The sequence below is a fragment of the Microbacterium istanbulense genome (assembly GCF_037204145.1).
Taxonomy (GTDB): Bacteria; Actinomycetota; Actinomycetes; order Actinomycetales; family Microbacteriaceae; genus Microbacterium; species Microbacterium istanbulense.
The window spans coordinates 185,763-206,379 of record NZ_JBBDGN010000001.1; the positions used below are offsets into that span (position 1 = coordinate 185,763).

General features: G+C 70.5%; 17 protein-coding genes and 2 pseudogenes. 13 read left to right on the top strand and 6 right to left on the bottom strand.

What is annotated here, in order from left to right; all coding sequences use genetic code 11:
* The first annotated feature begins 84 nt into the window (after positions 1-84).
* From WDU93_RS00960 to WDU93_RS00975, 4 genes are all read left to right on the top strand, one after another.
* Positions 85-1,467: an MFS transporter gene (locus WDU93_RS00960; protein ID WP_337316440.1), complete on the top strand. Its 1,383-nt coding sequence runs from the start codon at positions 85-87 to the stop codon at positions 1,465-1,467.
* Positions 1,468-1,479: 12 nt separating this feature from the next.
* A complete protein-coding gene (locus WDU93_RS00965; protein WP_337316442.1) occupies positions 1,480-2,067 on the top strand; it encodes a hypothetical protein in 588 nt (195 codons plus the stop codon).
* A gap of 163 nt (positions 2,068-2,230) precedes the next feature.
* Positions 2,231-2,776, top strand: a complete 546-nt coding sequence (locus tag WDU93_RS00970; RefSeq protein ID WP_337316444.1) for a copper chaperone PCu(A)C — start codon at positions 2,231-2,233, stop codon at positions 2,774-2,776.
* Positions 2,776-3,999: a Dyp-type peroxidase gene (locus WDU93_RS00975; RefSeq protein WP_337316446.1), complete on the top strand. Its 1,224-nt coding sequence runs from the start codon at positions 2,776-2,778 to the stop codon at positions 3,997-3,999. Before WDU93_RS00970 ends, WDU93_RS00975 begins: the two co-directional genes overlap by 1 nt.
* 45 nt (positions 4,000-4,044) lie before the next feature.
* Here the strand turns inward: WDU93_RS00975 and WDU93_RS00980 are convergent, their stop codons facing one another.
* A complete protein-coding gene (locus WDU93_RS00980) occupies positions 4,045-6,954 on the bottom strand; it encodes a DUF5107 domain-containing protein (RefSeq protein ID WP_337316448.1) in 2,910 nt (969 codons plus the stop codon).
* A 56-nt stretch (positions 6,955-7,010) separates the two neighbouring features.
* Between WDU93_RS00980 and WDU93_RS00985 the strand changes: the two genes are divergently transcribed.
* The 3 genes from WDU93_RS00985 to WDU93_RS00995 all read left to right on the top strand — a co-directional run bounded on the left by WDU93_RS00985 (position 7,011) and on the right by WDU93_RS00995 (position 10,141).
* On the top strand, positions 7,011-7,901 hold the full coding sequence (locus WDU93_RS00985) for an AraC family transcriptional regulator (protein ID WP_337316449.1): 891 nt from the start codon (positions 7,011-7,013) through the stop codon (positions 7,899-7,901).
* On the top strand, positions 7,898-8,728 hold the full coding sequence (locus WDU93_RS00990; RefSeq protein WP_337316451.1) for an endo alpha-1,4 polygalactosaminidase: 831 nt from the start codon (positions 7,898-7,900) through the stop codon (positions 8,726-8,728). The genes WDU93_RS00985 and WDU93_RS00990 overlap by 4 nt, the downstream gene beginning before the upstream one ends.
* A gap of 87 nt (positions 8,729-8,815) precedes the next feature.
* Positions 8,816-10,141 carry a CotH kinase family protein gene (locus tag WDU93_RS00995; protein ID WP_337316453.1) on the top strand — a complete coding sequence of 442 codons (1,326 nt, stop codon included), beginning with the start codon at positions 8,816-8,818 and terminating at the stop codon, positions 10,139-10,141.
* Between the two features lie 2 nt (positions 10,142-10,143).
* Here the strand turns inward: WDU93_RS00995 and WDU93_RS01000 are convergent, their stop codons facing one another.
* Positions 10,144-11,421, bottom strand: coding sequence for an ATP-binding protein (locus WDU93_RS01000; protein WP_337316455.1), 1,278 nt, complete (start codon positions 11,419-11,421; stop codon positions 10,144-10,146).
* 125 nt (positions 11,422-11,546) lie between these two features.
* Between WDU93_RS01000 and WDU93_RS01005 the strand changes: the two genes are divergently transcribed.
* Positions 11,547-11,957, top strand: coding sequence for a DUF4383 domain-containing protein (locus WDU93_RS01005; RefSeq protein ID WP_337316457.1), 411 nt, complete (start codon positions 11,547-11,549; stop codon positions 11,955-11,957).
* Positions 11,958-11,961: 4 nt separating this feature from the next.
* Positions 11,962-12,561: a hypothetical protein gene (locus tag WDU93_RS01010; protein ID WP_337316459.1), complete on the top strand. Its 600-nt coding sequence runs from the start codon at positions 11,962-11,964 to the stop codon at positions 12,559-12,561.
* 8 nt (positions 12,562-12,569) lie between these two features.
* Here WDU93_RS01010 and WDU93_RS01015 read toward each other — a convergent pair whose 3' ends face one another.
* Positions 12,570-14,054, bottom strand: a complete 1,485-nt coding sequence (locus WDU93_RS01015; RefSeq protein WP_337316461.1) for an HNH endonuclease signature motif containing protein — start codon at positions 14,052-14,054, stop codon at positions 12,570-12,572.
* Positions 14,055-14,217: 163 nt separating this feature from the next.
* Between WDU93_RS01015 and WDU93_RS01020 the strand changes: the two genes are divergently transcribed.
* Genes WDU93_RS01020 through WDU93_RS01030 form a run of 3 tightly spaced genes read left to right on the top strand, consistent with a single transcriptional unit; the run spans position 14,218 to position 16,972 of the window.
* Complete coding sequence (locus tag WDU93_RS01020) at positions 14,218-15,633, top strand: ferredoxin reductase family protein (protein WP_337316462.1); 1,416 nt, start codon at positions 14,218-14,220, stop codon at positions 15,631-15,633.
* Between the two features lie 17 nt (positions 15,634-15,650).
* Entirely contained in the window at positions 15,651-16,154 is a 504-nt protein-coding gene (locus WDU93_RS01025; protein ID WP_337316464.1) for an FMN-binding protein, read from the top strand.
* Positions 16,154-16,972 carry an FAD:protein FMN transferase gene (locus WDU93_RS01030; RefSeq protein WP_337316466.1) on the top strand — a complete coding sequence of 273 codons (819 nt, stop codon included), beginning with the start codon at positions 16,154-16,156 and terminating at the stop codon, positions 16,970-16,972. Before WDU93_RS01025 ends, WDU93_RS01030 begins: the two co-directional genes overlap by 1 nt.
* Before the next feature lies 1 nt (position 16,973).
* On the opposite strand, the gene WDU93_RS01035 is transcribed toward WDU93_RS01030, so the two are convergent.
* Positions 16,974-17,948 (bottom strand): sensor histidine kinase, encoded by a 975-nt coding sequence (locus tag WDU93_RS01035; RefSeq protein WP_337316468.1) that lies wholly within the window; start codon positions 17,946-17,948, stop codon positions 16,974-16,976.
* Entirely contained in the window at positions 17,945-18,628 is a 684-nt protein-coding gene (locus WDU93_RS01040; RefSeq protein WP_337316469.1) for a response regulator transcription factor, read from the bottom strand. Before WDU93_RS01040 ends, WDU93_RS01035 begins: the two co-directional genes overlap by 4 nt.
* Positions 18,629-18,749: 121 nt before the next feature.
* Between WDU93_RS01040 and WDU93_RS01045 the strand changes: the two are divergent.
* Positions 18,750-18,965 (top strand): annotated as a pseudogene (locus WDU93_RS01045) (4-hydroxybenzoate 3-monooxygenase); the annotation flags it as partial.
* 24 nt (positions 18,966-18,989) lie between these two features.
* On the opposite strand, the pseudogene WDU93_RS01050 reads toward WDU93_RS01045, so the two are convergent.
* A pseudogene (locus WDU93_RS01050) lies at positions 18,990-20,599 on the bottom strand (amidohydrolase).
* Between the last annotated feature and the right edge of the window lie 18 nt (positions 20,600-20,617).

Sequence of the window (20,617 nt, forward strand, 5' to 3'; positions counted from 1 at the left end):
CCTGCGGCCAGAGTAGTCCGCACGGACGCCGGCGTCGATGGGCAAAAGCGCAGCCGTGCGGGATGCCCGGAGTACCCTCTCGCTGTGGCCCCGCTGAGCAGCATCCAAAGACTCGTCGTCACGATCGCCGTGCTGGCATCGTTCGTGACTTTCCTCGACGGGACGGTCGTCACCGTCGCCCTCCCCGCGATCAGCCGCGAGCTCGGCGGCGGCATCACGACGCAGCAGTGGGTGGTGGATGCCTACCTCATCACGCTCAGTGCGCTGATCCTGCTGGCAGGGTCGCTCTCCGACGCGTACGGGCGGGTGCGCATCATGCGGATCGGTCTGATCGCGTTCGGCATCGCCTCGATCGCGGTCGCTGCCGCCCCCGACCCGCTGATCCTCATCATCGCGCGCGCTCTGCAGGGAGCGGCCGGCGCCCTGCTCGTGCCCAGCTCGCTCGCCCTCATCACGGCGATGATGCGCGGCGAGGTGCAGGCGCGGGCGATCGGGGTGTGGACGGCATTCACCACGGGAGCGCAACTGGCCGGTCCGCTGCTGGGCGGGCTGTTCGTCGACTACGCCTCGTGGCGGCTCGTGTTCCTCATCAATGTGCTGCCGATCGCCGTGACGCTCTTCCTGCTCCCCCGCCTCGGCGTCGTCGACCGCCCCACCGGGGTGCGCATCGACTGGTGGAGCGGCATCCTCTGCGCGGTCGGGCTCGGTGCTCTCGTGTTCGCGCTCATCGAGCAGCCGCATCAGGGGTGGACGGCACCGGGCATCTGGATTCCCGGGGTCACGGGCATCGTGCTGCTCACCGCCTTCCTCGTGCGACAGGGCCGCATGGAGCATCCGCTCATGCCGCTGGATCTGTTCCGCATCCGCAACTTCGGCTGGGGCAACCTCGCGACTCTCTTCATCTACGCGGCTCTGTCACTGAACGGCTTCGTGATCGGTGTCTACCTGCAGCAGGGGGCGGGGCTCGGCGCGACGGCGGCGGGGCTCGCGTCGCTGCCCCTGACGATCCTGATGATCCTGCTCAGCTCGCGCGCGGGTGGGTGGGCCGGACGCCACGGACCGCGCATGTTCATGACGGTCGGCCCCCTGCTGATGGCGGTCGGGGCGCTACTGCTGCTCACCGTCTCGGAAGAGTTCTCGTACTGGTGGCAGGTGCTGCCGGCGATGATCGTGATGGGCCTGGGCCTCTCGCTCACGGTCGCCCCGCTGACTGCGGCGATCCTCGGCGCGGTCGACGAGCGCCGCAGCGGCATCGCCTCGGCGATCAACAACGCCGTCTCGCGTGTGGCGGGCCTGCTCGTGGTGGCGATGCTGTCGACGATCGTCGGCGGCACACTCGACCTCGGCGGGTTCCACAATGCGGCCTGGGTGACCGCCGCACTCATGGCGCTGGGCGGAGCAGTGTCGTGGATCGGCATCCGTCGGCCGGCCGCTCCGACGCAGACGGGAGCGGTGCCCGCGGCCTGACAGAATGGGATCGTGTCCCGCTCCCGTCGCCCCGCGGTCGTCCGCGGCTTCGCTGCAGCGACGCTCGCGATCTTCGTCGCACTGGCCGGGCACGTCTTCGCCGGAGGCGACGTTCCCGGCCTGATCGGTGTGCTCGTGCCGTGGGTGCTCGCACTCATGGTGTGCATCGTGCTCGCCGGTCGGCGCCTGTCGGTCGTGCGATTGAGCATCTCGGTCGCCAGCAGCCAGTTTCTCTTTCACGCGCTGTTCGTGCTGGGGGCGATCACCCCGAACACACAGCTCGGGCACGTGCATGGTCTGCCGATGAGTATGCCCGCCGCCGGTGCACTCGTCGCCGATCCGCAGATGTGGACCGGGCACGTGGCCGCCGCGCTGGTCACGATCGCGGCCCTGCACCGGGGTGAGCGGATGCTCGTGGCGCTGCGCGATCTGGCCGGTCACACGATGGCGTGGCTGCGCGGCCGCCTCGGCGTGGTGCTGTTCGCTCAACGTCCGTCTGCGCGACGCCGCCTCACCTTCGCGCTCGTCATCGACGCCGTGCCGCTCGATGTGCCGGTGCGCCTGCTGCGCCGACGAGGCCCGCCCGCCTTCCGCGTCTGAATCACCGGCCGCCCGCGTTCTGCGGGCGGCGCTCGGAGCCCGACTGCGAGCACACCGGCGCGCCCGGCTCTTCGCGCGCGCCTGTACACGATTCCGCGTCGTCCGCGCTGACGACACGCGTCGACCGCACGCGCGGCGGCACACACCTGTGAAAGGCACAGCCATGTCCACTCGTTCCACCGTCCGTTCCACCTCCATCCGTGTCACCGCCCTGCTGGCGGTGGCCACGCTCGGCCTTGCCGGCTGCACGGCGGCGGATGCCGAGACGCCCGCCCCCGCAGCATCCGCGCCCGCCGCCGATGCGATCACACTGGACGACGCCTGGGTGAAGTCGGCCGAGGAGGGTATGACGGCCGCCTTCGGCGTGCTGATCAATGAGGCGGACACCGACGTCACGCTCGTCGCGGCCTCGACCACCGCCGCTGGCATGACCGAACTGCACGAGACCACCGCCGATGACTCCGGCGCGATGGTCATGCGCGAGGTTGAAGACGGATTCACGATCCCCGCCGCCGGCGACTTTGCGCTCGAGCCCGGTGCCAACCACCTGATGCTGATGGAGCTCGCCGCCCCTCTGTTGGCTGGTGACGAGGTGACCGTGACGCTGGAGTTCTCCGACGGCTCGACGCTCGACGTCACCGCTCCGGTGAAGGACTTCACGGGCGCCGAGGAAGAGTACGAGGGCGACCACGAGGGCATGGAGCACTGATGCCCTCTGCCGACGACACTCGCGTCGGCCGCGCCACCCGGCGGCAGTTTCTCTTCGGAGGGGCTACCGCCGGGATCGGCGTGGCCGCGGGGGCGGCCGGCGGGATACTGGCCGTCCAGGCGCTCGGTGCCGAGCAACCGGCACCGACGGCGCCGCCGCACGGCGAGCAGCGGGTGCCGTTCTTCGGGGCGCACCAGGCGGGCATCGCCACCGACGCACAGGCCCATGCCCTGTTTCTGGGACTGGATCTGCGCGCAGACGTCGATCGCGCCGACCTCGGGCGGCTCATGCGGCTGCTCACCGACGACGCCGCCCGGCTCACGCAGGGCCGGCCCGCCTTGGCCGACACCGAACCGGAGCTGGCGGTCTCGCCCGCTCGCTTGACCGTCACGTTCGGTTTCGGGCCAGCGCTTGTCGCCCGTGCCGGAGGACCGGCGCCCGCCTGGCTCGCGCCGCTGCCCGCATTCAGTATCGACCGGCTGCAGCCCGCGTTCTCTGACGGCGACCTGCTGGTGCAGATCGCCGCCGATGACCCGCTCACGGTGGCGCATGCCGCGCGGATGCTGCTGAAGGATGCCCGGCGCTTTACCACCGTGCGGTGGAGCCAACCGGGGTTCCGTCGCGCGCACGGCACCGAGCGACCAGGCACCACCATGCGCAACCTGTTCGGTCAGGTCGACGGCACGAGCAACCCCCAGCCGGGCACAGCCGACTTCGATCGGGTGGTGTGGTCGGACGAGGGCTGGCTGACCGGTGGCACGAGCGCGGTGATCCGCCGCATCCGGATGGATCTCGACAGTTGGGACAAGCTCGACCGGGATGGCCGCGAGGCATCAGTCGGGCGCACGCTCGACACCGGCGCACCGCTGACCGGCACCTCCGAGCACGACGAACCCGATCTGGAGGCGAAGAACCGCTTGGGCTTCCCCGTGATCCCCGTGTTCGCGCACCTGCGGCGTTCCCGTTCCGACAACCCGCACGAGCGCATCTTCCGTCGCGCGTACAACTACGACGCGGCGCCGGCGGGCGATGCGGTCTCGGACTCGGGTCTGCTGTTCGTCTCGTTCCAGGCCGATGTCGCTCGTCAGTTCACGCCGTTGCAGCGGCGGCTCGATGAGCTCGATCTGCTGAACCAGTGGACGACGCCGATCGGTTCGGCGGTGTTCGCGATTCCGCCGGGCTGCGCCGAGCACGGCTTCATCGGCGACACTCTGCTCGGCTGATGGCGCTCCGCCCGCCCGCGGCACGTCAGCAGGCGGGCGGAGCTGTCAGCGCGTGAACAGCAGCAGTTCGGGGAGGGACGTGGCGAAGTAGTCGGTGACCCCGTCGTCGCGCACGGCGGCCGGCGGGGTGAACGGCGAACGGGCCTCGCCCAGCGTGGCCGGCGGCTCGGCGCGGTCCCGGCCCAGTGCGTCGTGCACGGCATCCCAGGCGGCGAGCGCCTGTCCCTCTCCGCCCTCCCACGGGTGAAATGCGCGGGTCGTGAGGATCTCGAGCGCCTCCTCAGCCTCCTCTTCTGCAACGAGCAGTCGCACGTAGGCGATCGTCAGGTCATCGCGGGTGAGCACGACCTGACGCAGCGGCCGGAGACGGGCGAGACGTTCGCTCGTGCTGTGACCGAGGCGGATGGCGAGCTGATCCTGTTCGTACAGCAGCCGCGCGTCATGGGGAGCCTCGGCGAGCGTCAGTGCGTACAGCTCCCAGGCGCGGGCGTCGTCATGGGCGATGTTGTATGCGGCGACGGCCGCGTTTCGCAGCAGCACCGGGTGCCGCATCCCCCCGGCGATGGCCGCCTGCCAGTGCGCGGCGGCTTCGGCCTGGCGTCCGTTGGCGTAGAGCAGCATGCCCAGCAGATGATGGGCGACCGCGTCGTCCGGGTCGGCGGCCAGAGCGGCTTGCAGGGCATCGAGGGCGTCGAGGCCCGCGGGGAAGGCGAGGGTGAGGTCGGCCGCGCGGGCCGCGGCACGCTCGGTGGCGGCCTCGGCGGCGCGCCCTGCCTCATCGAGCGTGGCGGCGGCGAGGTAGTGCGCGAGGGGCGCCAGGTTGCCTGCGGTCGTGGATGCTGCCGAGGCCGCCCGGCGCAGCAGGGCCACGGCGGCATCCGTCTCACCGGCCAGGCGCAGGTCGTGCGCGACGTCGATAAGCGTCGCCGCGTCGAGGGCGACAGCGGGGTCGGCCAGGGCGCGCAGGGTCGCATCGAGCGGGTCGATCCGCAGCGCGGCCGTGAGGATGCTGTCGGCCTCGACTGCTCTGCCCCGTCGGCGCAGCAGGATGGCGCGCAGCGCGGGGCGGCGGGCATCGGCGGCGACCACCCCGTCGAGGGTGTCGAGCACACGCAGGGCGTCGCGGTCGCGTCCGCGTGCGGCGAGTGAACGGGCCAGCGGGAGTCCGGATGCGGCCGCCCAGGCGCCGTCCCACCCCGCCATGCCGAAGGCTCGCTCGGCGGCGATAGTCTCGCCGAGGCGGCTGAGCACGAGGCCGTACAGGTGATAGGCCGCGGCATCCTGCGGGTTGGCGTTGCGACGGGTGAGGCGCGCCAACGCCCGCTCGACCCGCTCCCGCGCTTCGCCGTAGCGCCCGGCGCGGTAGTCGAGGTCGGCGAGCGCGAGGTTCGTGCGCACGTCACCGGGGTCGGTCGCGAGCGCGGCGTGCCAGTAGTCCAGGGCGGAACGGGTCGGATGCCGGTACTGGTGCAGGTGCAGGCCGGTGAGGTACAGCTCGTCGACGGTATCGATCTGCGCAGGCAGCGGCGGTTCCTCGGCGACCCAGGGCTCGTCGCCTGCCACCTCCGTCGGCGCCCACGCGACGAGCACGTGGCCGTCACGATCGCATACCTCCACCGCCAGCGGGTCGTCCGCGAGTACGGCGGCGGCCACCCGCGCGGGGACACCTGGCATGAGGTCGGCGGTGCGCTCGGCGACGACGACGCCGCCCACACGAATGCGCAGCCGCGCCGCCGGCTGCGGGGACGTGACGGCGACGTGGGCGGTGACCGCGTCTCCCTCGCGGTGCACGTGCATTGCGGCATCCGTCGTCGCCTGGTGTGCCGGGCCGATCGCGGGGATCGGGTACCAGTACTGCGTGAACGTCTTCGTCTCCCCCGGCAGCAGCCAGCTGAAGTCGGGCTGGTTGTCGGTGTACACCCCCGCCATGAGCTCGACGTAGGGGCCGTCGCCGTCGGTGAGCTGGTCGTCCCAGGCGTGCCCGAACGGGGCATCCCCCCAGGTCCACTGCTTCTTGCCCGGGGAGATCCGCCGCTCGGCCCAGTGCACGAAGCCGGCACCGGCGGCATGGTCGTAGCCGCCGAAGAAGTCGTCGTGCGAGTCGACGATCATGTACGAGGTGGGCACGGGGATGTTGCGGTACCAGTCGATGCGGTCGGCGCCAGGGCGCTCGGCGGCGCGGGCGGGGTAGTCGACGCCGTAGTAGGGGCGGTCGGCGGCCGGGAATGCGGTCAGGGCGCGGCGGGCGTGGTCGGCGACGAAGCGCACATCTTCGGGGAAGAACGACTGGTAGTCATCGTTCACGCGGACAGCGACGTTCGCCCACCACAGGAACGTCTGCCGCTCGTCGGTGCGGTTGTGCAGGCGCACCACGAGCTCGATGACGGAGCTGTCGGGCCTCAGGCGCACCCCGTGCTGGGCGGACATGCGGGCGAACGGGTCGTGGTCACCGCACCACACCGTGACCGATCCGTCGTCGCCGTGCTCGATCTGGGTGTCGACGGGGAGGGCGGTGGCGGGGCGGTGGTGCTGTGGCCAGTTGAACTCGACGCCGCCGCTGATCCAGGGCCCGGCGAGGCCGACCAGGGCGGGTTTGATGACGTTGTTGCGGTAGAAGAAGTCATAGCCGGTGGTCTTGTCGTAGCCGATGTGGATGCGGCCGCCGAGTTCGGGCATGACCATCACCCGCAGGTAGGCGTTCTCGAGGTGGATAGCCTGCCAGTCGCGGACGATCGGTTCATCGGCGATGGACTCGATGAACGGCAGCGGGTACACCGCGCCGCTCGATCCCTGATAGACGCGGCGGTCGAGGTACATCGGGTACGGGCTGGGTGCGCCGGTCTCGTAGGTGCGGATCGACACAGGCTCCGACCACGCGACCGCGCCGCCGGCATCCAGCACGGCCTGCAGGTCGGCGGGGGCGTCCGGCAGCACGATCTTCTCGGGAGTCTGCATGGTTCTCACCGTAGGCACGCAATCCCCTCACGGGTATGGTGTGAACGAGGGAGTTCATGGACGATTCGATGCTGCATGGTGCGTCGCACTATCGCGCGGACGGGTTCCCCGGGCAACGCTTGTGTGTCGTTCCGCAACCCCAGGTGCGCGCCGCCCTGGACGATCCGATCACCCGTCGACTGACCGTGACGGATGCCGGCTACTTTCCGCACGCGGCCGGTCACCGACGTGTGCGGGCGCGAGGGGTCGACGAGACGATCGTGCTGCTGTGCACCGCCGGCGAGGGCGCCGTGCTGCTCGACGGGGTCTGGCACACGGTGAGCCGAGCGCAGTGCGCGGTGATTCCCGCCGGGGCGCCGCACGAGTACCGGGCGTCGACCGATGACCCGTGGACGATCTGGTGGGTGCATCTGCGCGGCAGCGACGTCGCCGAGCTCACCGGCCCCGTACTGGGCACGTCACGCCCCGTGACGCGGATGCAGTCCCTGGATCGGGCGATCGCCCTGTTCGACGAGATCGTCGGGCTGCTCGAGCACCGACTGTCGCCGGCGGCGTTGGTGGCGGCATCCGGTCTCGGCTGGCAGCTGCTCACTCGGATCGCGGTCGACAGCAGCTTGCCTGCCGAGGGCTCGGCGCTCGAGCGCGCGATGCGGTACCTCGAGGATCGGATCGACGGCACGATCTCCGTGGGCGAGTTGGCGGGCCTGGTCGGGGTGTCGGGTTCGCACCTGAGCGCGCTGTTCCGGCGGGCGACAGGTGGGGGCCCGGCGGCGTTCCACACCTCGGTGAAGATGACGCGGGCGCGCGCGCTGCTCGACACGACGGATGCCTCGATCGCCGAGGTGGCGACGGCTGTCGGCTACGCCGACCCCTTGTACTTCTCGCGCCACTTCCGTCGCCTGCATGGCGTGAGTCCGTCGGGCTATCGCGCGAAGGCGAAAGGATGACCCGGGTGCGGACTGCCGCCGCAGCCGTCGCCGTGCTGTTGCTGGGGCTGATCAGTGGATGCACCGCAGGGCCGGCATCCGCTCCGCCGTCGGCGACGCCCCTCACGCTGCCACCGGCGGGCGCCGTGCCGGACTATCAGCTGGGTGGCGCCTACGATCCGGCGCCCGGCGTCGGCATCGTCGCGCGCGACCGCACCGATCCGCCTGCCGCGGGGGTGTACTCGATCTGCTATCTGAACGGCTTCCAGACGCAGCCCGGCGAGGCGGATGACTGGCCGGAAGAGGTGCTGCTGCACCGTGGCGGCGAGCGCGTGATCGACCCGGACTGGCCCGACGAGGTGCTGCTCGACACGTCAACTGCCGCCGCGCGCGAGCAGATCGTGACGATGCTGGCACCGTGGATCGCCGGCTGCGCCGCCGACGGTTACGCGGCGGTCGAGTTCGACAACCTCGACTCCTACACGCGGTCCGGCGGCGCGCTGAGCCGCGACGACAATCTGGCGTTGGCCACGCTGCTCGTCCAGACCGCGCACGCGCAGGGGCTTGCGTCCGCACAGAAGAACGCCGCCGAAGATGCGGCCCTGTTGCGCGAGCAGGCCGGTTTCGACTTCGTCGTCGCGGAGGAGTGCGCGGCGTATGGCGAGTGCGCCGCGTACACGGAGGTGTATGGCGACCTGGTGATCGACATCGAGTACACCGACAATCTGCCGCGGCCGTTCGCGGAGATGTGCGACGACCCCGACTCCCCGGCGTCCCTCGTGCTGCGCGACCGCGAACTCACGATGCGCGGCGACGATGCCTACGTGTTCGAGACCTGTGGCGGCTGAGGCGTCCCAGCGGATCCCTCACGCTCTCTCACCTGTTTGCTCAGCAGTCCACCGAATCGGCATAGCCGGACGCCATGCACTGGGAGCATGCCTCAGATCATTCGCGCTCGTGCCCTCGCCGCCGCCGGCGCCGCCACCACCCTCGCCCTGCTGCTGACCTCGTGCACCGCGACGGCCACGGCCGATGACGGTGCGTCCGCGGCATCCGGTCTGTGGGACTCGGGGAGCGTGCACGAGATCACGATCGACTTCGACCAGGATGCGTACGACGCGATGGTTCAGACGTATCTGGATTCAGAGACCAAGGAGTGGATCTCGGCGACGGTGACGATCGACGGCGTGACCTACGAGAACGCCGGGTTGAAGCTGAAGGGCAACTCGTCGCTGCGGGCGCTGTCGACGGATGCCGATGCCGAACTCTCCGCCGAGAACCCCGAGGATCTGCCCTGGGTCATCCGCCTCGACAAGTTCGTCGAGGGGCAGAACCACGAGGGCACCACCGAACTGGTCGTGCGGGGGAACAGCACCGAGACGGCCCTGAACGAGGCGCTCGCGCTGGAGCTGTTGGATGCGGCGGGGCTGGCCAGCGAGCAGGCGATCGCGGTGCGGTTCTCGGCTGACGGCTCGGATGAGACGCTGCGGCTGGTGATCGAGAACCCGAACGACGCCTGGATGCAGGCAGAGCTCGGCGACGGCCTGCTCTACAAGGCCGAGGCCGGCGGCGACTACAGCTACCGCGGCGACGAGGCCACCGCCTACACCGACGGGTTCGACCAGGAGGGCGGCGAGAGCGACCTGACCCCGCTGATCGACTTCTTGCAGTGGGTGAACGAGTCGAGCGATGACGAGTTCGCGGCCGGGCTCGCCGATCGGCTCGATGTGGACGCGTTCGCCACCTATCTCGCCTTTCAGGATCTCGTGCAGAACACCGACGACATCGACGGCCCCGGCAACAACTCGTACCTGTACTACGACCCGGCCACCGAGCGGATGACGGTCGTGAACTGGGACCTCAACCTCGCCTTCGGCGCGTCGCCGGGTGGCGGCGGCCCTGGCGGGGCCGGTGGCTTCGGGGGTGGCGACGGGGCACCGCCGGCGGGTGATGGTGGGATGCCCGGTGCGCCGGGCGCCCAGGAGGCTCCGACGGACAGCACGATGCCGACACGACCCACGGGCGGCGGCCCTGCTGGCCGGTCGAACATCCTCGTCGAGCGGTTCCTCGCGACGGACGAGTTCGCGGCCCTGTACGCCGAGGCGCAGGAGACGCTGCAGGAGGAGCTGGTCGACTCGGGGGTCGCCGCGGATGCCCTGCAGGAGTGGACCCAAGTGCTGATCGACGACGCCGCCGACCTGGTGACGGTCGATGTCATTCAGCAGGAGTCGGACGATCTCGCCGCGCAGCTGAAGGGCTGAACTCACAGCCTCCCGACGGTCTCGATGTCTTCGAGGAAGTCGGCCGTGACCTCGGCTGACACGGTGGCGCGCGTGCCGGCGATGGCGGCGGTGTAGTCATCCATGAACGGGCCGGCCGGTTCGTCGGCACGGGAGTCGACCGCGTTCTCGAGGGCGGACTGGGAGGCCTTGCGGGCGGCGAACTCGATGTCGGCGGGCGAGAAGCCCTCGGTCATCTCGACGAGGGTGGGCACGTCGATGTCGACGGCCGCCTCGGGGATGTAGCGGCGCCAGATGGCATCGCGGGCCTGACGGTCGGGCAGGCCGATCGGGATGACGTAGTCGAAGCGGCCATGCCGCAGGAACGCGGCATCAAGGGAGCGGATGAAGTTCGTCGCGCAGATGAGCAGGCGCCCCGGCTGCTCGCGGAACGCGGGGATGATCTTCAACAGCTCGTTCGTAACCCCCTGCGTGGGCGAGGGCGGCTCGCCCTGGCGGTGCGAGGCGATCTCTTCGACCTCGTCGATGAAGACGACGGCATGCTCGAGGTCGGCGATCGTCGCGAAGGTCTCGCGCAGGGCGCCGGCGAGCCCGCCCGGGTGTGCGGCGAGCCGGGACGGGAAGACCTCGACGAACGACCACTCCAGCCGCGAGGCGATGGCTTTGGCGAAGGTGGTCTTGCCGGTGCCGGGAGGGCCGAACAGCACGATCGCGCGCGGAGGCACGACACCGAAGCGCTCGGCGAGCTCGGATTCGGCGAGCGGGAGCACGACGCGGCGTTCGAGCAGTCCCTTCTCGGTGTTCATGCCGCCGACGGCATCCCACAGTCCGCGCGGCAGCACGCGCCCGCCGAGCTCGGCGAGGAGCTTGAGCTCTTCACGCTGCACGGGGATGTGGCGTTCGAAGTAGTGCAGGTCCTGCTGGAGAGCGAAGCCCTGTCGCTCGAAGGCGCCGGTGCGGGTCTCGGCGGCGGGCATGAGCGCCGAGAGCTTGGAGATGCCGTGTGGTGCCATGCGCGCTTCGAGCGCGGCGAGCAGAGACGAGCCGATGCCGGCGCCGCGCATGGGTGCGGCGGTGGCGAGGAAGACGACCCACCCTTGGGCGTGGGCGGCGCGTCCGACGGCGGCGCCGACGACCTGCTCGCCCACGACGGCGACGACGGCATGGTCCTTCGCGAGCGAGGTGAGCACCTCGGAGAGGCTGTAGACGGGTTCGGATCCCTCGGCGGTGACCTGCTCCCACAGGCGCAGGATGCTGTCGATGTCGTCGGCGTGGTAGTCCCGGATGCGCCAGCGTGCCATGGGTCGGTCCTCTCGGTGGACGGGTGACCTCAGAGTAGCCGGATCGTGATTCCCATCCGATCGCGGATGTGTTCCGAAGACATCCTGAGCGGCATCCTGCCGCGCACTGAGAGAAGGAGGACGCCATGCGTACATCCCCGAACCGTCTGGTCGCCGTGATCTTCGGCGCCGTCTACCTCGTCGTCGGTCTGCTCGGCTTCGCCGTGACCGGAGGCGTGTCGTTCCTCGCCACCGAGGGCGGACTGCTGCTGGGCATCTTCATGGTGAACCCGGCACACAACGTCGCGCACCTGTTGATCGGTGCGGCGCTGCTCGTCTCGGGTCTCGCGTCGGTGCGCGCGGCCAAGGGCGCCAACACGGTGGTCGGAGCCGCGTACCTGTTGCTGGGCATCGTCGGCTTCTTCCTGGTGGGGACCGCGGCGAACGTGCTCGCGCTGAACACCTTCGACCACTTCCTGCACCTGGCGAGCGCTCTGGTGCTGCTCGCGGTTGGCCTGAGTGCCGACCGGTCGGCGGAACGCCCGGTGCGGGCCTGAGCCGATGGCGCTTCTGACGCGAACGTGGCCGGCCCTCGCCAGTTGGGGCAGCGGCCTGCTGCACCTGTCGCTGGGGGCGTCGGTCTTGCTCGCGGCGGAGGAGACCGGGGGCGTCGCGGCGGCGGTCGCGGTGGGACTGCTGCTGTGCGGAGCGGCGGAGTTGCTCTGGGGAGCGCTGGGGCTGCGCGCGGGGCGTCCGGTGGCGCCTCGCGCCGGCGCGGTCGGGGCTCTCGCCTCGATCGGGGTGAGCGGCGGGGCGTTGGCCCTGGGGGCCTCGCCGCTCGCCGTGGCCGCCGCTGTGCTGCTCACGCTCGTCGCCGCCGCCGCGGCAGCCCGCAGCGAAAGGCAGGATGCGACCCGCGCCACGGACCAGCACGCCACCCGTGCCACAGGCCCGGATGCGACCCGCTCCGCAAGGCAGCACGCGACCCGCACCACGGAAGACGATGCCGCATCCTCCCGCCCGTGGGTGGCGGCGGTGGGCGTCGTGACGGGAGCGGCACTGATCGCGGCGCTGGTGACACCGGCGCTGTCGACCGTGTACGTGCCCGGGGCGGATGCACCGACGCTGCAGTCCACGATCGGCCCGCACGCCGGGCACTGATCAGGAGCTCAGACGAACATGACCCGCGCGGTCGGCCGATCGGTGTAGGTGCGCCCGAGCGGGCTGCGCCAGTGCAGAACACCGCCCTCCCCCTGTGTCGCCGTCCACCGATGCGCATCGGGGATATCGGGGTGCTTGAGCACATGGTGCGCCCGACACAGGTGGGCGAGGTTCTCGATCGCGGTGGGTCCTCCGCGGGCATGGTCGTGCTGATGGTCGATGTCGCAGCGCCATACCGGGGCGAGGCATCCGACGAAGCGGCAGTGTTCGTCGCGGGCGCGTAGCCGGCGTCTCATCTGCTCGGTGGGACTGTACGTGTCGGTAGCGGTGATCTGACCGGCCGGATCGAGGAACAGGCGGGTCCACCCGCCGCTGCGGGCGGCGATGTCTCGAGCGATGTCGGGGTGGAGTGCCCCGTGTCCGTCGAGCTGCGCCAGCCGGTCATCCGCACCGGCGAGCGTGGTGGCGGCGATCGTCACCTGCACGCGGGCGGCGATGCCGTCGAGCCCGTCGCCGTGCGCGGTGGGATCGGAGGTGAGCAGAAGGTCCGAGAGCAGATCTGCCCGCAGCTGGTCCATGGTGCGCGCGTCGTGCTCCTGCGCTCCGAACGGGTCGGTCGTGAACGTGTTGCCGAGGCTGAAGATCGCGTCGCCGAGAAACGCATAGTCGGCGTCGAACGGCACCGGAAAAGCCTCGGGCGGCAGGTCATACCCCGCGGGCGTGCCGAAGGAGTCGGCCGACTCGTCGGGAATCATCTCGGGCGGCAGGTCGCGCAGCCACTCGAGATCGTCATCATCGCGCATCCATGGCGAGCGCGCCGGTGTCGTGCTCTGCCGGCTTCGGGAGTCGGTGACGGTGCGCGCCAACTGCGTGAGCCGGTCGTGGATCGCCACGGCCAGATACTCCGGCAGCACGGCGGTCAGCAGCGCCAGGCCGTCGCCGACCGGACGGACCGACACGGCACGCTCATCCATCGCCTGCCGATGCCGCTCGCTCACGCTGCACTCGGCCAGGACCGACGCCACCTGTCGGGCATGCACGCGGGTGCGCGCCGGGGTCTCGTGGGCGGCGACGATGAGCACGGCCTCGGCATAGTCCTGCAGGGTGGATGCGGGCACCATGGCCGTCGCCACCGCTTCGCGGATCACATCTGCAGACCGCACGATCTCACGCACGTGAGCCGCGGAAATCTCACCGGCCGCGAACGCCTCGGCGACCGGTGGCAGATCGTGCACGTGCAGCGCGTCGGCGAAGGCGTACTCCATCGAGCCCTTCGACACCCGTCCGGCAGCAGAGTATTCGGCGATCATCGAACGGCGTATGGCATCGCGATGCACCGGAGCGTCAGCGATGTCGTCTTCTGCGAGCTCCCACCGCTCGCAGAGCAGTCGCGCTGCTTCGGCTTCCAGAGCGGCGATGCGCTGTCGCGTCTGCACCCAGGTATCGAGCAGCGCTTCACGCTTCTCGATACCGAAGGGGTCGACCTCGTCCATAGCTCTAGTTTAGAACAAAGTTACGACAAAGACAAGACTTTTCCTCGTCTTTTTGTTCTAATAGAAGAATGCCCACCGCAAGAACACCAAGAGCCACCTATGGGCTTCCTGTGGCATCCGCTTTCTTAGAGCTGTCTCAGAAACGCGGGCGAACCATGGGGCCATGGCCATCATCGACGCACCCCCGGCCCCCGCCCCCACCGGGTACCGCCCCGCCGCGCCACGGTCGCGCACCGCCCTCTGGAACGCCGGCGCGACCGCGGTGATCTGGCTCAGCAGCCTGTTCGTCGCCGCCCTCTGGGTCGCCGGCGGCGGCATCACCGACCTGCTCGCCGGTAACGCCGAGTCGCTCACCACGCTCGGCCGCCTGACCGGCCTCGTCGCGTCCAACCTGCTGCTCTACCAAGTGCTGCTCATGGCGCGCGTACCGCTGTTCGAGCGCGGCTTCGGCCGCGACGCGATCACGCGGATGCACCGTTTCGTGGGCTTCTGGTCGTTCTGGCTCATGCTCGCCCACATCGCCCTGCTCGTCGCCGGGTATGCGGCATCCGCCGGCATCAACCCGCTCGTGCAGCTGTGGGACTTCATCTGGAATTACCCCGGCATGCTGCTCGCGACAGCGGCAACCCTGCTGCTCATCCTCGTCGTGGTGACCTCGATCCGCCGCGCCCGCCGCCGCCTGCGCTACGAGTCGTGGCACCTGCTGCACCTGTACGCCTACCTCGGGGTCGGCCTCGCCCTGCCTCACCAGCTGTGGACCGGCGCGGACTTCCTCTCCTCCCCCGCCGCGACCCTGTATTGGTGGAGCGCATGGGCAGCCGCCGCGGCAGCCGTCATCGTGTTCCGCATCGTCACGCCCCTGTGGCGATCCTGGCGACACGGCATCCGCGTCACCGGCGTCGTCGCCGACGGTGCACGGGGCGTGACCGTGCGCATGACCGGGCGAGCCCTGCACCGCCTCCACGCGCGACCGGGCCAGTTCTTCGTGTGGCGCTTCCTTGATGGGGCCGGCTGGACCCGCGGGCATCCGTTCTCGCTCTCGGCCGCGCCGACCGCGAACGGCCTGACGATCTCGGCACGCTTCGCCGGTGACGGCACCGAGCGCCTCGCCCGGCTCCGCCCCGGCACCCGGGTGCTCGTCGAAGGCCCGTACGGGCACCTCACCGGCGGCGCCCGCACCGGAAGCAAACTGCTGATGATCGGCGCTGGCGCCGGGGTCGCCCCGCTCATGTCGATCCTCGAGGGCGAACCATGGGCCGCCGGCGATGCGATCCTCATCACCCGCGATACGACCGCGGCCGATGGGCTCCGGCAGGCCGAGATCGCCGACCTCGTCCGCACCCGGGGCCTCAGCCACATCGCCCTCCCCGGCCCGCGGGCGACGGGCGGCTCCCCCTGGATCCCTGCCAGCCATCAGGCCTGGACGGGTGCCGATGTCATCCGCCACCTCACCGGTGGCGTCGCCCCCTTCGATGCGTATGTGTGCGGCCCGATCCCCTGGATGGATGCCGTCGTCGCCGACCTCCGCGCGGCCGGCTTTCCGCCCGCGCGCATCCACACCGAAGCCTTCACCGTCTGAATCGCCGGAGCACAATCATGAAGAGAATCGTCTACGCCCTCCTCGCCACCGTGAGCGGCCTGGTGCTGATGTTCAGTTACCGCACCTCGCTCGAGGTGGTCACGCCGACGACTGAGCCGGCCGCCGCGTCGACCACGACGAGCGGAGCCGACAGCACCGACTCCACCACAACCGACCCCGCCCCGGAGGCCGGCCAGGAGACCACGCCCGAGACCACCACGCAGACCACCTCCTCGGGCCTGCAGGACGGCACGTTCACCGGCAGCGCCGTGAACACCCGCTACGGCCCGGTTCAGGTGCAGCTGACGGTCTCGGGCGGCCAGATCTCCGATGTGCAGGTCGTGGAGTACCCGAACAGCAACCGTCGCGACCAGGAGATCAACCAGCGCGCGATCCCGCAACTGGTCAGCGAGACGCTGCAGTCGCAGAGCGCGCAGGTCGACATGGTCTCCGGCGCGACCTATACCAGCACCGGATACGCCGGCTCGCTGCAGAGCGCACTCGACCAGGCGCAGAGCTGATGGATCGCGCCCTGCTCGGCCACGCGGAGCCGCCCCGGCACGTGTGGGTGGAGGAGATCATGGGGATGCCGATCAGCGTGCACCTGCGCTCGCGTGGCGCACGGCCCGCGCCCTCTGCCGAAGCGGCCGTGCGCGCGTGCTTCGATGAACTGCACGAGATCGATCGGCTCTTCTCGCCGTACCGCGACGACTCCGAGATCACCCGGATGCAGCGCGGCGAACTCACCCTCGACGACGCCGACCCGCGCGTGCGCGAGGTGGCGGATGCCTGCCACCTCGCCGAGCAGGAGACCCGCGGGCTGTTCACCGCCCACTGGCGCGGCGTGTTCGATCCGACCGGATACGTGAAGGGCTGGGCGGTGGAGCAGGCCGCCCGGCGCCACCTCGCCCCACTGGTGCAACGCGAGCCGGCTGTCGGCATCAACGCGGGCGGAGACATGCAGCTGTTCACGGCGGCGGACACCGACTGGCGCTGGAACGTGGGCATCACCGATCCGCATTCCCCCGAGACCCTGCTGGCGACCCTGCAGGTGGCGAACGGCGCGGTCGCGACGTCGGGCACTGCCGAACGCGGCGAGCACATCATCGACCCGCGCAGCGGACGCCCCGCCACGTCGGTGGCCAGCGCGACAGTCGTCGCCGACAGCTTGGCGCACGCCGACGTGTGGGCGACGGCAGCGGTCGTCGCCGGATTCGATGACCGCGGATGGGTGGCGGATGCCGACACCCGGACCGGACTGCTCGTGGCATCCGACGGCCGCACCGCACGCTGGCTCGACGGAGTGCCCATCGAGGTCACCGGCGTGAGCCGGGTCTGAGTCAGCCCGCGAGCGGCAGGCGCAGCAGGAAGGTCGTGCCGGCCGGAGACGTGGACTCCACGCTCACGTCGCCGCCCGCGCGCACCGCGACGTCGCGCACCAGCGAAAGCCCCAGCCCGAACCCGCGCCGGCGCCCGCTTTCGCCCGAACGGGCGAATCGTTCGAACACCCGGTCGGCCGCGATGCCGGTGATGCCGGCACCCTCGTCGCGCACCCGGATCTCGGCCCTGTCGCCGGCACGTCGCGCCGTGACCGCGACCGTCGACCCGGACGGGGCGTGCTGCACGGCGTTGTCGGCGAGTGCGAGGATGACGCGTACCAGCGTGGTGGGCGCCACGCGGACCCGCAGATCGTCCGGCGCCTCGACGGCGAGCGTCACCCCCGCCTCGTCGGCCAGTGTGCGCAGCGCCGCGGATACGGCCTGTGCGGCATCCGCCACCGCGGCGGGTCGCCCGTCGGGTGACGCGCCCTCTTCCGCTGAGAGCAGCAGATCGCTGAGCACATTGCTCATCAGCGCGGCGTCGCGCCGCAGCTCTGCGACGGTGTCATCGATCGGCTCTCCACGCTGATGCCGGCGCTGCAGCACCTGGATGCGGCTGCTGAGGGTGGTCAGCGGCGTGCGCAGCTCGTGACTCGCGTCGGCGACGAAGTGCCGCTGCCGGCGCAGCGCCTCGCCCAGCGGGGTCACGGCGCGACGGGCGGCGAGCCAGGCGACGAGGCCCAGCAGCGCGACCCCGACAAGACCCAGCAGGATGACTGCCGGCAGCACCCGGTCGACATCGACCACGAGGTGGTCGAGCGGTCGCCGCTCCCCGCCGAAGGGCTCCCGTTCCTCCCCCTCGGCCCGCGAGGTGAGCAGGATGAGCGCCACGAGGATGCCGACGCCGGCGGCGATGATGAGTGCCGACGCGATGCCGACCGTGAAGCCGATGGATGCCGCGGTGCGCCGCACCCGGCGCGCGTCGATGTCGCTCATGCGGGGCTCCCCGCCCGGTAGCCGCGGGCGCGGACGGTCTCGATGATGTCGGGTTCAGACTTGCGCCGCACGTAGTGCACGTAGGTGTCGACGGAACTCTTGGTGTCGCCCGGCGCGAAGACGGCGGCGAGGATCTCATCCCGGCTGAAGACGTGGTCGGGGCTGTCGGTGAGCAGCTCGAGCAGGGCGCTCTCCGTGGCCGTCAGAGCGATGCGGAAGCCGCTGGGGTCGTAGAGAGCCTGCGACTGTGGCGCGAACATCCACTCCCCGAGCCGCCGCCGCTCGGCATCCGCACGGAACGCGCGGCGCAGCGCACGCAGCCGGGCGAGCAGTTCGTCGTAGTCGAAGGGCTTGACGAGGTAGTCGTTGGCGCCGCCGTCGAGGCCGGAGACCCTGTCGTCGACCGTGCCGAGGGCGGTGAGCATGAGGATCGGGGTGGTGATGTGCGCGGTGCGGACGGCGCGGATGAACGCGACGCCGTCCATGCCCGGCAGGCGCCGGTCGACGACCATCACGTCGTAGCGGCGCCGCAGCGCCAGCGCGAGGCCCTGTTCGCCGTCTGTGGCGTGATCGACCTCGTACGCGTCCGAGAGCACCTCGATCGTCATCGCGGCGATGTCGGGGTCGTCTTCGACGTACAGCAGCGACCCGCGCGTGAGCGCCGCGGTGTCGGATGTCATGGGGCGCTCCCTCCGAGCGGGTGGACTCAGGATACGACCTGGAGCCACCCGCCCCGCGATCTCACGCCTCGGTGGCCGCAGCCTCCAGCTCCTCGGCCAGTCGGCGCGCGCCCCGCACCGCGGCGGGATGGCGCTCATCGGCGATGCTGCCCACACGGTGCCGCCGGCACAGGCCCAGCACTTCTCGTGGTGGATGACGAGCATGCTGCACCTCGCCCCCGGCACCCCCGACTTCGACCGCCTGCGCCAACTGGGCGAGTTGCGCTCGGTGGTCGAGTCCGAGGCGGGACGCACCTACCTCGCCGAGGCGTATACCGGCTGGCCGCTGGAGGTCTGAGGAGCCGTCCGTGCGCGCCGCGCCTCAGCACCGGGGGATCTCTCGTCCGCGCTTATAGGTGGCGAGCACGGCGATGTCCCGGATGGCGTCGACGTCGACGGTGAGCGGGTCGGCGTCGAGCACGACGAGATCGGCGAGCTTGCCGACCTCGATCGAGCCACGGTCGTCCTCGCACCCGTGCTCGTGGGCCGCGTCGATCGTCAGGGCGCGCAGCGCCTCGGCGGGCGTGATCCGCTCATCTTCGCCGAGCACGACCCCGCCGCTCGATCGGCGCGCCACCGAAGACCACAGCAGTAGGAGCGGGTTCAGCGGGGTGACCGGATAGTCGGAGTGATTGGTGGGGCGCAGCCCACGGTCGATCGCGCCGCGCATCGGTGAGATGCCGAAGGCACGATCGCGACCGAGGTTGCGGATGTGCGTATCGCCGAACAGATAGGTGTGCACGGTGAACATCGACGGCGCGAATCCTGCCTCGACATAGCTGTCGAGCTGCTCCGGACGCATAACCTGCGAGTGGATCGGGATGGTGGGTGCCGACGGCGCCGCCCCTGCAGCTACGGCCGCGCGATGGGCCTCGAGCAGGGAGTCGATCGCGGCGTCGCCGTTGACATGAGCGAAGACCTGGATGCCGTTGCGGTAGGCGAGGTCGACGAGCGCGTTGGCGTGGGGCTGGTCGATCACGGTGATCCCGTGCCAGTGGTCCTGGCCGCCGGGGCCGCCGGTGAGATACTCCTCGGTCACGTGCGCGGTGCGCCCCTGCGGTGATCCGTCGAGGATGAGCTTGACGCCCTGCACGGTGTGCCCGTGTGACGTCGTGCCGATGACGTTCGCCGCGAGCGCCTCGTGCAGTTCCGTGAAGACGACGAGCGATCGCACGTCCACGGGCAGGCCCCGGCCTTCGGCGATGCTCCGGATCTGACGAATCTGCGCCATCGAGGCCGCACCGTCTTGCACGGTCGTGATCCCCCAGCGGGCGTACTCGGCCAGCATGGCCAGCAGTGCGTCGTCGTCGTATTGCTGCAGCGGCGCGGCGACCGGCATCCATGCCGTCTCCCAGAGCACCCCGTTGGGTCGGCGGCTCCCGGCGTATCGCGCGATGGTGCCGCCTCGGGATCCGCGACGCCCTCGATGTAGCCATGGTCGTCGAGCACGCGGGTGTTCACGACCCCACCGTGGGTGGAGATATGCGCGACGATCACGCGGTGATCGGGGAATGCGCGGTCGAGGATGTCAGCGGTGAGCGCGCCTGCGTCTTCCATCTCTTCGGGGTAGTAGCCCCAGCCGACGATGTACGAGCCCGACGCTGGCCGGTTGCGCTCCTGCGCGGCGCGCAAGGCGTCGAGGATGTCGTCCACGGTGCGGATCGCGCCGGTGGGCGGGGGCTGAAGTGCGGCGTGCGCGATGAAGGGCGCCCCCATCGAGACGTGACTGTGCGCGTCGACGAAGCCGGGGACGAGCGTGCGTCCGGCGAGATCGACAAGCCGGGTCTCGGGCCCGGCCGACGCGCGGAACTCGGCGTCGCTTCCGACCGCACTGATGAGCCCATCCGTGATCGCGACAGCCTCGGCGGCCGTGTCCCTCGGATCGACCGTGCGGACGACGCCGCTGTGCAGAATGAGGTCGGGAGCGGCCATGAGAGCCTCCTTGCTCGA